This window comes from Streptomyces fructofermentans (assembly GCF_014651055.1).
Classification (GTDB): Bacteria; Actinomycetota; Actinomycetes; order Streptomycetales; family Streptomycetaceae; genus Streptomyces; species Streptomyces fructofermentans.
Genome location: NZ_BMWD01000005.1, coordinates 149,418 through 161,851, shown reverse-complemented (window position 1 = coordinate 161,851; position 12,434 = coordinate 149,418). Strand labels below are relative to the sequence as shown.

Here is a 12,434-nt window from a genome sequence, read left to right as displayed (position 1 = left end):
CGGCACCGCGGAGTCCGGTTGCGCGTGCGGCCACTCTCCGGCCCTCGGCGCCCGGGTTCCCGCGCCCCGGTGCCGGAGGCCCTCCGGGAGTCGGGCACCCGACGGTCCCGGGCCCACGGCCCCGGAGGTCCCGGAGCCCTGTCGGCGCGCAGCCCGCGGGTCCCGGAGTCCGCAGGTCCCGGGGCACGGGCGCACCGGGACCAGGGAGCTCAAGGCGCGGGCGTCAGCTCGTGTGGGTGCAGCTCCGGCCGTTGAGCGTGAACTCGACGGGAGCCGAGTTCCCGTGCTGCCACGAGCCGATGAACCCCATGACGAACGATCCGCCCGCGGCCACCGACTTGTTGTAGTCGGCGGCACGCGCGGTGACGCGGGACCCGCTCTGCCCGACGGTGCCGTCCCACATCTGGGTCACCCGCTGGCCGTCGAGGTACTTCCAGGTCACCTGCCAGGTGTCCAGCGCGTACACGGACCTCATGGTGACGGTCGCCTGGAACCCGTCCGGCCACTCGTTGACCAGGTCGTACCGGGCGTGGCAGACGGCGGGCTCGCTCGGGTCGGCACGCGGGTCGTCCGGCTCGGCGGAGGCCGAGGAGTCGCCCTGCGGCGCCGTGTCGGAGTCGGCTCCCGACGCGCCGCCGGCGCCCGAGGCACGGGGTGACGCCGTGGACCGCGCGGAGGCGGCGGAACCCGTGGGCGACACCGACGGCAGGGGGTCGAGCGACGGCTGGTCCCCCACCGTCTCCCTGCCGGCGGACTGCTCCAGGGAGTCGGCCTCGTCGTCCCCGCCGAAGGGCACCAGGGTCACGGCGAGGGCCAGCAGGGACACCACGACGGCTCCGGCCAGCAGCCCGGCCCGTCCGATCCGGGGCCCGTCCTCCGTACCGGCCGGCCGCCCGGACTCGTCGGCGTCGTCGGCCGCGCCGCGGCTGAGGCCCGACTCGACGGCCCGGCGGCGGCGTTCGAGGTAGGCGAGCCCGCCCCAGCCGATGACGCCGCCCGCGAGCGCCGCGGGCAGCCCGCCGCCGCCGAGCCGCAGGCAGGCGGCGGCCTCCGCGCACTCGACACAGCCCGCGAGATGCCTCGACAGGTCCTCGGGCACCTCGGCGGACGGCGAACGGGTCACCGCGTCGAGGAGCCGGGCGTAGCTGCGGCAGTCCTCGGAGAGCGGTGTGTCGATGTGGTTGCGGTGGCAGCGGTCCCGGAACACCCCGCGCACCTGCTGGAGTTCCTCGGCGGCTCCCTGCGGATCGAGGCCGAGCCGGCGCGCCACGGAGGCGGACGGGAGCGCCTCCACCTCGGCCAGCCACAGCAGCGCGGCGTCCGGTTCCTGCATGTCGCGCAGTCCGCGCAGCGCGAGCGGCCGGTGCAGGGGCGGCCCGGTGAAGCGGGCGGCCTTGTCGGAGCCGAGCCACAGGCGCAGTTCGGGGTCGAGCCGGTCCCCCTTGCCCCGGGTCTCCCACAGGGCCGCCGTCTGGCGTACGGCCGTCAGCAGCAGGGGGATGCGGGGCAGCAGCGGCGTACGGGCCCGGCGTCCGGGGTTCTTCCCCCCGGCGCCCGTCTCCGCGGTGCGGGCCTCGCGTATGCCGAGCGAGAAGGCCTCGGAGGCCAGTTGGCGTGCGTCGCTCGAACCACCGGTGCACAGGTCCGCGTACGAGAGGACCGCGTCCCAGCATTCCGAGAACAGTGTTGCCTCAGCGGCGTCCTGAGGGGTCGGCAGGTCTGGCATGGGCGGGGGCTTCACCTGCATCCACAAGGGGGGTCAACTCGCCTGTTCAGTACGGGAGTTGGGCAGAAGTCTCGCAACGGGGCCCGAGTTTTCCACGATTCCCGCACAAGTGACAAGCGGGACCAGTAAATCCGGTTACCGCCGGTCGCGCGACCCGCCGGGCTCCTTCCCGCCGCCCGGCGCTCCCATTAGGGGTTCGGCCCCAGGACGCCCGCGCCGGGCCCGCGCGTTCGCGCGCGCGGCCCGGCGCCGGGGTGCTCAGCGCGCGGACACCTCGGCCGTCGGCTCGTTCGCCGGCAGGCTGTCCATGAAGGAACTCACGGAGAACACGGCGTTGCCGGGCCCGGGCGGACCGTATCCGGGCGGCGAGGAGAGCCCGAACTCGTCCATCGTCGACCGGTAGGCCTCCAGCAGCCTGATGTGGTACTCCAGCGGCGCGCCCTGCGGGTTCGCCTTGCCCAGCGGGGTGGTCGGCTCGGGGCACCACGTGGTGAAGCGGGGCGTGATGCCCTGCGACATGAAGAACCGCAGCCCCTCCGTCGTGGACGCGATCGCCTCGTCGACCGTGGTGAACCCGAACGGCTCGGCCATCTCGACGCCCGCGACGAAGTTGGGGATCACATTGCGCGCCCCGAAGACCTCGGCCGAGTCGAGAATGCGCTTGTGCCACTCGTCGCGGCCCACGTAGCGCTCCTTGCCGGGGCAGTACAGCTCGAACAGGCGGCGGTCCCACACCTCGTAGTTGGGGTGGTAGATCTGCACGCCGTAGTCCTTGAAGCGCTGCACGTCGTCGCGGGGCAGCGCCTGGGCGACGACCTTGCCGATCCAGCGGCCCGGGAAGTGCTCCTCGATGGCCTTGGCGTACATGCCGTAGAAGTCGGCCTCGTCGCGGCCCTGGAGCTTGGAGGTGATCGCGCCGCCGGTGAGCGTGTACGCGGTGGACGCCTTGGCCGTGTCGTACCGGTCGATGATCTCCAGCGCCTCCAGGACCTCGTCGACGTCCTTCACACCCGTGTACGGCCGGCCCGCCGCCTTGTGCTGCCGCCAGTTGTGGTTGATGTCGCAGTACTGGCACTCCTCCTTCGCGCCGAAGTACTGGCACACGCGGAAGACCGTGAGGTAGATGAGGTAGCCCCACTGGATGGTCGGGGCCACCTCCATCACGGACTTCCCGTTGGAGAGGGTGTGCCGGTAGTACTCGGGCATCGGCGGCACACCGACGTCGGAGATCCGCTTCCCGTCCAGGTAGAGGCCGAGCAGACCGTCCTCGCCCGCGGCGACCCGGTACGGCGAGGCGGGGTTCACCCGCACCGACACGACGGTCCGGCGCAGGTCGTACGGGCCTCCGGTGAGGATGATCTCCTCCGGCGGGCGGCGCAGCGCGGCCGCTCCCAGCTCCGGCAGCGTGCCGTGGTCGAAGGAGAAGATGAAGTACGACTTCGGTTTGACGTCGCCGTCCTCGTTGTCGGAGAGCGCCGAGTCGTCGAAGGCCACGCCTCCCCGGAGCAGGTCCTCCTTGAGGACGGCTTCCCGCGGTACGTGCGGGAACCTCTCCATCAGATCCTCGACCAGCGCGGTACGGCTGCCCATCCCGTCCTCCTCGCTCCCTGCTGCGATGCTCGACTCCTCACGGTATGCCCCGCCTCCCGGCGCCCGCCGACCGGGGCCCTCCCCGGCGCGCCACGGGCCCGGCGGTCGGGACGGGCCGCGCCGGTGGACGCCCGGGCGGGGAGCGGCCCTCCGCCGGGCGACACGGGAGGGAAACCGGTCTCCGCCGCACATGGCGCGCAATGAGAGGGTCGACGACCACGGGGGTCCTTCGGCCGGGGCCCGCCGTGCACGCCGGGGACGCCCCGGCGCGTCCATCGGCGGCCGAGATCCCCGGGAGGGACGACGGATGGCAGAGCCCCTGACCAACTGGGCGGGCAACATCACGTACTCCGCGAAGGAGCTGCACCGCCCGCACTCGCTCGACGCGCTGCGGACCCTCGTGGCCGGCAGCGCGCGGGTGCGCGTGCTCGGCAGCGGCCACTCGTTCAACGGGCTGGCCGAGCCCGGCAGCGGCGGCGTACTGCTCTCCCTGACCGCCCTGCCGCCGTCCGTCGACGTGGACACGGAGGCCGGGACCGTCCGGGTGGCGGGCGGGGTGCGGTACGCGGAACTGGCGAAGGTGGTGCACGGGCGCGGTTTCGCGCTGCCCAACATGGCCTCGCTGCCGCACATCTCGGTGGCCGGATCGGTGGCGACCGGCACACACGGGTCGGGCAACGCTAACGGCTCCCTCGCCTCGGCCGTACGGGAGGTCGAACTCGTCCTCGCCGACGGTTCGGCCCTCACGATCGGGCGGGGGGACCGCCGCTTCGAGGGCGCCGTGACGTCCCTGGGCGCCCTCGGTGTCGTCACCGCGCTCACCCTGGACCTCGAACCGGACTTCGAGGTCGCCCAGCAGGTCTTCGGCCCGCTCCCGCGGGTGGGACTGGACTTCGAGGCCGTGTCGGCGTCGGCGTACAGCGTGAGCCTGTTCACCGACTGGCGGCAGCCGGGGTTCGCTCAGGTGTGGGTGAAGCGGCGCACGGACCGGCCGTGGGGCGGCTTCCCGTGGGCCGAACCCGCCGTGGAGGCGATGCACCCGGTCCCGGGCATGCCCGCGGTCAACTGCACCCCGCAGTTCGGGGTTCCGGGACCCTGGCACGAGCGACTGCCGCACTTCAGGCCGGAGTTCACGCCGAGCAGCGGGGCCGAACTGCAGTCGGAGTACCTGCTCGCGCGCCCGCACGCCCTCGACGCCCTGGGCGCGATCGACGCGATCCGCGCCGAAGTGGCGCCCGTGCTCCAGATCTGCGAGGTGCGCACGGTCGCCGCCGACGCCCAGTGGCTGAGCCCGGCGTACGGGCGGGACACCGTGGCCCTCCACTTCACGTGGGTCGAGGACACGGCGGCCGTGCTGCCGGTGGTGCGCCGCGTGGAGGAGGCGCTCGCCCCGTGGGAGCCGCGTCCGCACTGGGGCAAGGTCTTCACCGCGGCGCCGGAGGTGCTGCGCGGCCGCTACCCGCGCCTCGACGACTTCCGTTCGCTGGCCGGGGAGCTGGACCCGCGGGGAACGTTCCGCAACGAGTTCGTGGACGCGGTGCTCGGAGGGTGACGGCGAGCGGTGCGGCGCACCGCGTCGGGCGCACCCGGGGACTTTGTCCAGCCCCTTTCCGAAGCCCTTGTCGAACGTCCCCGGCAGGCCGTAGCCTTGCGCCGCGCCGGGCACGCGGGCTCCGCCGTGTCCGGGAGGACCGAGGGGGCACCACCGGTGAAGCGCACGTCACGGGACATCCGCACCGCGAACCGCTACGGCGTGCTGCGCCAGATCATCGCCCGGTCGCCCACGTCGCGCCAGGAGTTGGCGGCCGCCACCGGACTGAGCCTGGCCACGGTCGCCACGCTGGTCGGTGAACTGCTCGACCTGGGGATGCTGACGGAGGTCGGGTTCGAGGACTCCGCGGGCGGCCGTCCGCGCGGACTCGTCGCGGTGAACGCGTCGGGGGGCGCGCTGATCGGCGTGGACATCGCGGAGACGTACGTGCGCGTCGAGCTGTTCGACCTCGCGCTGAACGTGCTGGCCCGCGCCCGCGAGGGCATGTGCCCGGGCGGGACCCTTCCCGAGCAGGTCGTCGGGCACGTCGTGTCCGCCGTGGGCTCGGTGGTCACCCAGGCCGGGGTGGAGGGCGCGCGCGTCCTCGGCGTCGGCGTGAGCGTGCCGGGCCAGGTCGACCGGGAGACCGGCACCTCCGAGTACGCGCCGAACTGGGACTGGCACGACGTGCCGCTGCTGGACCTGCTCGCCGAGCACATCGCCTACCCTCTGCACCTCGACAACCCGCTGCGTGCCTGCGCGGTCGCCGAGCTGTGGTTCGGCGCCGCGCGCGGCCGGGGGGACGCCGTGGTGGTGAACCTCGGGACCGGGGTGGGCGCGGGGTTGGTCCTGGGCGGCGGCCTCCACCGGGGCGTCAGCAACAGCGCCGGGGAGTGGGGCCACACCACCCTCGTGCTCGACGGCAGACCGTGCCACTGCGGCGACCGCGGCTGCGTGGAGACGTATGCCGGCGCGCCGGGAATCATGCTGAACCTGCGCGAACTGAGCCCGGACAGCCCGCTGTTGCACCCCGAGGACCAGACGGCGACCATCGACGCGCTGGCCCGGGCCGTCGCGGCCGGGGACCCGGTGGCCGTCCAGGCGGTCCGGGACACCGCGCGCTACCTCGGCGCCGCCATCGCGAACCTGGTGAACCTGCTCGATCCCGAAGTGGTCGTGCTCAGCAGCTGGGTGGCGGCGGCGCTCGGAGAGCCGCTGCTGCGCGAGGTGCGCGAGGCCGTGGCCCGGCACGCGCTGAAGCGGCCGCTGGCCGGCACCGAGATCGTCCTCTCCCCCATTCCCACCGACCCCGTCTGCCTGGGCGCGGCGACCTTCGCCCTGGAAGGGGCGCTGAGTTCGGCGGTCCGGGGTCCCGCCGCCGGTGGACCCGCCGCCCGCCGGGCCGCTCCGGCGGCCCGTACGGCGTCCGCGCCGCGCACCGACCCGGCGAGGAGCCGCACGGCGCCGCCCGCGTGACCCGCCGGGGGTCCCGCCCCCGCCGGCCCACCCGCGGCGCCCCATCCTGAACCGCCGCCCGCCGCCCGCTGCTCCGACGCGTCCGTGGCCGCAGTGTCCGACTCCCCTTGTGGCGAAGCGGGTTCGGCCGTGTCCGTGTGCCGATGCCCGTCGGCGCCGCGCCGGGGGCTCCCCGGCTCCACGGTCCGGACGCGGGCCTCCCCGGGCACCCCGCGTCCGGGATTCCGCACAACCGGCAACGCTTCGAACAGACTTCGTCCAACCCCTTGCTGAAGCATTGGGCGAAGGTTAACGTCCCGCACCGCACCGCGAATTCCAGCCGCGGCCGTGTTCCCACGGCGAATTCGATCAGCAGCCGTACTCGAGACAAGGACGTCAGAATGTCGGCACTGAGCAGCAGCGACCGGTCCCGTCGATCCGTACTCCGAGCCGCCGCGGGGCTCGCGGCCCTCGGCCCGCTGGCCGCCTGCGGCGGCAACACCGGCCGTGAGGGCGGCGGTTCGGGCAAGAACCTGGTGCAGTACTTCCACGCGTACGGCGAGGCCGGCACCGAGCAGGCGATCAAGAGGTACGCGAAGGCCTACGACGGCGCGAACGTCTCCACGCAGTGGATCACCGGCTCCAATTTCGAGAGCAAGCTGTTCTCCGCGCTGCTCACGAAGAACGCGCCCGACGTCTTCGAATTCCACCCGCAGATACAGATGGTGAAGAGCGGTCAGGTGGCGCCGCTCGACGACATCATCGATCCGGTGAAGGACGACTTCAATCCGGCCGACATCGCCTCGCACACGATCGACGGGAAGGTGTGGGGCGTCCGGATGATCGACGACCCCCAGTTCCTGTACTACCGTCCGTCGCTGCTGGAGAAGGCGGGCATCGAGCCGCCGGGCACGCTCGACGAGCTGGTGGAGGCGGCGGCGAAGCTCACCACCGGCAAGGTCAAGGGACTGTTCCTCGGCAACACCATTACGCCTGTCATGAACCCGCTAATTTGGGCGACCGGTGCCGACACCCTCACGGACAGCAACGAGATCGCCTACCACACGGACGAGGTGGCGGCGGGCCTCGGGAAACTGCGCACGATGTTCAAGGCGGGCCATCTGCTGCTGGACGCCCCCGCCGACTGGTGGGACCCGTCGGCGCTCACCCAGGGCCTGGTCGCCATGCAGTGGTGCGGCATGTGGGCGATGCCGGTGATCCAGAAGGCGCTCGGCGACGACATCGGCATCATCCCCTTCCCCGTCGCCGCGGAGGGCGGCAAGCCCGCGGTCACCAACGGCGGCTGGTCGATGTTCGTGAACGCCAAGGCCAAGGACGTCGACCTGGCCAAGGAGTACGTGAAGTGGCTGTGGATCGACCAGAAGAAGTACCAGGAGGACTGGGCCCTGTCCTACGGCTTCCACATCCCGCCGCGCACCTCCCTCGCCGCATCGGCCACCAAGCTCAAGTCCGGCCTGCCCGCCGAGGGCGTCAAGCTCTTCACCGACTACGGGCACTTCGACAACCCCGCCTGGACCCAGGCCATGATCGTCGCGCTGGAGGGCGTCGTCGCCGACTCCGTCCGCAAGGGCGGCGACCCCGAGGCGGCGCTCGACAAGGCCGACGCGACGGTCGGGCGCGAACTCAAGAAGCTGTTCGGATAGGCCGGCGGACGGACACGGCATGCCGACCACCACCAGCGCACGCGACGCGGCGAAGGCCCACGTCGCCGCCGGGGCCACCCGGGCCGGGCGGCGGCCAGGGGTACGGGGCAGCACCCTGAGCTTCTGGCTCTTCACGGGACCGTTCCTGACCGGGCTCGCGGTCTTCGTCTACATCCCGATCGGCTGGAGCGCCTACCTCTCGTTCTTCGAGGCCCGTTTCACCGTCACCCCCAGCACCTTCGTCGGCTTCGACAACTACACCTACATGCTCACGAACGACCGGTTCACCGACTCGCTCGTCACCTTCACCGTGTTCGCCGCGTTCATCGTGCCGGTCACCTGGGCGCTCTCCCTGGGGCTCGCGCTGATGGTCGACCGGCTGCGGTTCATGCGGGCGTTCTTCCGGTCGGTGTTCTTCCTGCCGACCGCGGTCAGCTTCGTCGCCGCCTCGCTGATCTGGAAGATGTCCGTCTTCAGCGGGGTCCGCTTCGGTCTCGCGAACACGTTCCTCGGCTGGTTCGGCGTGGAGAACATCGCCTGGCTCGCGGACCCCGACCCGCCCTGGTACTGGCTCGTCATCGTGTCCGTACGGCTGTGGCTCCAGGCCGGCTTCTACATGATCCTCTTCCTGGCGGCCCTCCAGAACATCCCGCCGGAACTGTACGAGGCCGCCGCGATCGACGGCGCGAAGCCGGGCTGGCAGACGTTCCGGCACATCACCCTGCCGCAACTGCGCGCCACGTCCACCGCGGTGGTCCTGCTCCTGCTCGTCGCCGCCTACCAGGCCTTCGACGAGTTCTTCAACCTGCTCTCCAAGACCACCTGGGGCCGGCCGCCCCTCGTGGAGCTGTACTACACGGCGCTCGGCGAGAACCAGGACTACGGGGCGGGCAGCGCGGGCGCGGTGATCCTCACCGTGCTGATCTGCGGAGTGACGCTGGTCCAGGGCAGGTTCATGGGCTTCGGCAGGAACGAGGACTCCAGGTGACCACGACCCGCACCCGTCCCCCCGCCGCGGCCGGGTCCCGCGCCGCCCGCTCCCCCAGGAGGCGGGGCGGGCGCGGCGGTGCCGGGCTCCACTTCGCCGCCGCCGTCAGCGCGCTCCTCTTCCTCGTCCCCTTCTACCTGATCCTGCGCAACGCCCTGTCCACCGACGCCGAGATCACCGGCGAGGACTGGCAGTGGCTCCCCGCCGCCGTCCAGTGGGGCAACGTCACCGAACTGTTCGACGATCCGACCGTGCCGTTCGCCCGGTCCCTGTGGAACTCCGCGGTCGTCGGCGTACTGCACACCGTCGGCACCCTGCTGGTGTGCTCGCTCGCCGGATACGGCCTCGCCCGCATCCCGTACCGGCACGCCAACAAGGTCTTCTACGCGGTCCTGGTGACCCTGATGGTGCCGACCGCCGTCACCTTCGTGCCCAGTTTCGTGCTGGTCTCGTCGCTCGGCTGGGTCTCCAGTCTGCGCGGGCTGGTCGTCCCGGGCCTCTTCAGCGGGTTCGCCTGCTTCCTGTTCCGCCAGTACTTCCTCGGCTTCCCACGGGAGTTGGAGGAGGCCGCACGCGTGGACGGGCTGAGCCACTGGGGCGCGTACTGGCGCATCGTCGTGCCCAACTCGCTGAACTTCTTCGCCGCCATCGCGACGATCACGTTCATCAGCGGCTGGAACGCCTTCCTGTGGCCCCTGGTCATCGGGCAGGACCAGGAGGCCTGGACCGTGCAGGTCGCGCTGTCGTCGTACATGACCAACCAGACCGTCAACTTCCATCTGATCTTCATGGCCACGGCCGTGTCGATCCTGCCGCTGGTGCTCGTGTTCCTGTTCCTGCAGCGCTGGCTGGTGCAGGGGGTCGCGCAGACCGGCATCAAGGGCTGACCGGGCGGGCCGGCACCTCCGTCCGGTGCCGGGCCGCCCCACGGGTCAGTGGTCCGCGCAGCACGGTGTCGGATCGGGGACCTCGAACGGGACGAGCACACCGCCCGCGGCGGGCATCAGCGTCAGGACCAGCTCGCCGTCCTGCCACTGCGGCCGCACATGACCACGCGTCACCACGTCCTGTGCCGGGTCGGGTTCACCGTGGGAGCCGAGGACGGCGACCCGGTCGATCGCGGAGGCCGACAGCAGCCCGGCGACCGTCATGGTGCCCGTCAGCGCCCCGGCCCCCGGGAAGAGGACCGCCCGGCCCGCCCCGTCCGGCACCCCGGACGACACCTCGTAGGGTCCGGCCGCCAGGGCGTCGACCCGGAACGGGGACGGGGCGGTGAACGACAGCACGACCCTCGGCCGTTCCCCGCGCACCAGATGCGTACAGCCGAACGCGCCCCCGGGAAGGGCGAGTTCGGCCGCCAGCTCCACCAGCAGACGGTCGGCCGCGCGCACGTCGCGCACTCCCGCGTCGACCGTGACGGCGTACGGGCTCACGCGGGCAGCACCCACACGGGGTTCGAGTAGAACCACAGGTCGGCCCACGGGTCCGCGTCGCCCACGACGTCCAGGGCGGGCCCCGCGGGGTCGACCGCCGCCCCCCTCGCGCCCGGCGCGGAGCGCCTGCCGTCAGTGCCCCGCAGCCGGACGTACACCGGGCGGTCGACGCGGCCGAGTTCGTACGTCAGCCGGAACGTGCCGGAGGACCTGTCCACGGCGTACGACCGCACGACCCTCGCGGACGGCGCGGTGAGGGTGTCGCGGTCCGCCGCCGCTCCGGTGACGTCGCCCTGGATGACGTCGACACGGGCCGGCTTCGGCACGAAACCGGCCCAGTTGGCGCCCGAGGGCAGGGTCACGTCCACGTTCAGCGTGACCTTCGTGCCCTTCCTGACGTGCAGCGCCCCGCCGAGTGTCGCCCAGCGTCCGCCGCCCGAGACACGCACGTCGAGTCCGTCGATCAGCCGGCCGTGGTCCACCCAGATCCGGCCGGCCCGGATGCCGTCCATCACGGCGGCGTACGAGAAGCCGTCGGAGCCGACGTGGGTGCGGCTGTACTGTCCGGGCCAGTAGTCGCCCTGCGTGGTGTCGATACCGCCGCCGTACACCGGGTCCTCGTACCGCCCGTTCGCGTCGAAGTCCCCGCCCGGGCCGCGTGCGGCGGTGTCCGCGTAGACCTGGTGGGAGTCGGAGTTGGCGGTGATCCACCAGGGCCTGCCCTCGGCGATCAGGCTGTCCCACAGACCGCCGACCGTGGCGGTCATCCAGTCGAAGCCGCCCCAGGTGCGGTAGCTCTCGGGCGGATAACCGGCGAAGGAGTTGGCGCTCGGGCTGTTGTCGTAGATGCCGCGGGCCCGTCCCGGGCCGTGCGGAGCGGGCAGACCGGCCGCCTGGTGTCCCGGCGCGCCCTCGAAGCCGACGGCTATCTGGCGGCGGGCCGGGCTCGCGTCGCGCCAGGCGCGGATCTCGTGCGGCGAGTCGACGCCGCGCCGCGCCGGGTGGTTGGCCAGCATCAACGCGTCCTCGACCTTGCGCCGCTCGACCTGCTCGGACAGGAACGCGAGGCCCGCCACGGCGAGCGCCTCGTTGGCGGGCGTCGAGTCGGAGGCACCCCTCACGCTGCCGTCGTAGTCGGTCTCGAACTGCTTGAGGACGGACACCTCGTTCCGCCCCGGGTGGACGAAGACCGTGCCGTGCTCGGCACCCGGGATGTTCCACTCCAGGCCCTGGAAGACGAGCGTGTCCCGGTGGACCGCCCGGGCCTCCTTGATGTCCGGGTTGACCTTCTCCACACCGATCCTGGCGTGCGTCGCGCTGCCGTGGTCGGTGATGACAAGCCAGTCCATCCCGTGCCGTGCGCCCTGCCGGACCTGGTCGACCACCCGGTACTTGCCGTCGCTGCTGTACTGCGTGTGGATGTGGTGGTCCCCAGCGAGCCACAGGAAGCCGTTCGTGCGGCGGCCGTGGCCTGCGGCGTACGCGGGGGAGGCCGCTGCCGGGGCGAGAACGCTCCCGGCGGCGAGCCCGGCGCCCAGCAGCCCGGCTCCGCGCAGCAGGGACCGGCGCGACCGCTGCTCCGGGTCGAGTGCCTCGTCGGGCACCGCGGTGTCGAGCGCGGCGGGCAGCTCCCCCGCCCCGGACCCGTGCTCGTGGTGGTGGTCGTGATGGTGCCCGTGTGCGTGCCCGTGTCCCATGGCCGGCCCCTCCTCGGTGTCCCGCGGCCACTGCGGCCACGCGAGGAGGATCGACGCGGTACATGAACCTCGGACGACCACGGGGTGATCCCCGGGCGGCCCGCACAGGGCCGATCGCCACAGCGCCCTCCGTTTCCCCAACCACCCCTCTGCCCGAGCCTGTTGCCCCTGCAACAGCGGCGCACCGGGCAGCGGGTCCGGCACCGGGACGGCGGCGGCGCTGCGGCGCGGGGCGATGCGCCACGGTTCGACTCCGGGACGGGACGGCGGCCCTTTCGGTTCCGGGACGGGCCGGCGGCCCTTGCTACCCTCACCAGGTTCCTGCCCGGACCCGAGAGAGGGTTGATCGT

9 protein-coding genes are annotated in these 12,434 nt (G+C 72.5%); 5 read left to right on the top strand and 4 right to left on the bottom strand.

Features of this window, described 5'->3' with window-relative positions; genetic code table 11:
- Positions 1–223 precede the first annotated feature (223 nt).
- Together IE265_RS09360 and IE265_RS09355 are read right to left on the bottom strand one after the other, a co-directional pair.
- Entirely contained in the window at positions 224–1,726 is a 1,503-nt protein-coding gene (locus tag IE265_RS09360) for a cellulose-binding domain-containing protein (protein WP_190034946.1), read from the bottom strand.
- Between the two features lie 258 nt (positions 1,727–1,984).
- Positions 1,985–3,316 (bottom strand): radical SAM protein, encoded by a 1,332-nt coding sequence (locus IE265_RS09355; RefSeq protein WP_190034945.1) that lies wholly within the window; start codon positions 3,314–3,316, stop codon positions 1,985–1,987.
- 307 nt (positions 3,317–3,623) lie between these two features.
- On the opposite strand from IE265_RS09355, the gene IE265_RS09350 reads away from it, so the two are divergent.
- From IE265_RS09350 to IE265_RS09330, 5 genes are all read left to right on the top strand, one after another.
- Complete coding sequence (locus tag IE265_RS09350; protein ID WP_190034944.1) at positions 3,624–4,868, top strand: FAD-binding protein; 1,245 nt, start codon at positions 3,624–3,626, stop codon at positions 4,866–4,868.
- A gap of 156 nt (positions 4,869–5,024) precedes the next feature.
- Positions 5,025–6,323 carry an ROK family transcriptional regulator gene (locus IE265_RS09345; RefSeq protein ID WP_190034943.1) on the top strand — a complete coding sequence of 433 codons (1,299 nt, stop codon included), beginning with the start codon at positions 5,025–5,027 and terminating at the stop codon, positions 6,321–6,323.
- A 380-nt stretch (positions 6,324–6,703) separates the two neighbouring features.
- The gene (locus IE265_RS09340; RefSeq protein ID WP_190034942.1) at positions 6,704–7,966 is read left to right on the top strand and encodes an ABC transporter substrate-binding protein; all 1,263 of its coding nucleotides are present in this window, start codon (positions 6,704–6,706) and stop codon (positions 7,964–7,966) included.
- Positions 7,967–7,985: 19 nt separating this feature from the next.
- Positions 7,986–8,954, top strand: coding sequence for a carbohydrate ABC transporter permease (locus tag IE265_RS09335; protein ID WP_190034941.1), 969 nt, complete (start codon positions 7,986–7,988; stop codon positions 8,952–8,954).
- Complete coding sequence (locus IE265_RS09330; RefSeq protein ID WP_190034940.1) at positions 8,951–9,841, top strand: carbohydrate ABC transporter permease; 891 nt, start codon at positions 8,951–8,953, stop codon at positions 9,839–9,841. The genes IE265_RS09335 and IE265_RS09330 overlap by 4 nt, the downstream gene beginning before the upstream one ends.
- Before the next feature lie 45 nt (positions 9,842–9,886).
- On the opposite strand, the gene IE265_RS09325 is transcribed toward IE265_RS09330, so the two are convergent.
- Both IE265_RS09325 and IE265_RS09320 read right to left on the bottom strand, forming a co-directional pair.
- Entirely contained in the window at positions 9,887–10,387 is a 501-nt protein-coding gene (locus tag IE265_RS09325) for a hypothetical protein (RefSeq protein ID WP_190034939.1), read from the bottom strand.
- The gene (locus tag IE265_RS09320) at positions 10,384–12,084 is read right to left on the bottom strand and encodes a PHP domain-containing protein (RefSeq protein WP_190034938.1); all 1,701 of its coding nucleotides are present in this window, start codon (positions 12,082–12,084) and stop codon (positions 10,384–10,386) included. Before IE265_RS09320 ends, IE265_RS09325 begins: the two co-directional genes overlap by 4 nt.
- Positions 12,085–12,434: the final 350 nt, after the last annotated feature.

Excerpts from the sequence above, each read along its gene's own strand:
- IE265_RS09360 (WP_190034946.1), bottom strand. The coding sequence starts at position 1,726 with ATGCCAGACCTGCCGACCCCTCAGGACGCCGCTGAGGCAACACTGTTC.
- IE265_RS09355 (WP_190034945.1), bottom strand. The coding sequence starts at position 3,316 with ATGGGCAGCCGTACCGCGCTGGTCGAGGATCTGATGGAGAGGTTCCCG.
- IE265_RS09350 (WP_190034944.1), top strand. The coding sequence starts at position 3,624 with ATGGCAGAGCCCCTGACCAACTGGGCGGGCAACATCACGTACTCCGCG.
- IE265_RS09340 (WP_190034942.1), top strand. The coding sequence starts at position 6,704 with ATGTCGGCACTGAGCAGCAGCGACCGGTCCCGTCGATCCGTACTCCGA.
- IE265_RS09335 (WP_190034941.1), top strand. The coding sequence starts at position 7,986 with ATGCCGACCACCACCAGCGCACGCGACGCGGCGAAGGCCCACGTCGCC.
- IE265_RS09320 (WP_190034938.1), bottom strand. The coding sequence starts at position 12,084 with ATGGGACACGGGCACGCACACGGGCACCATCACGACCACCACCACGAG.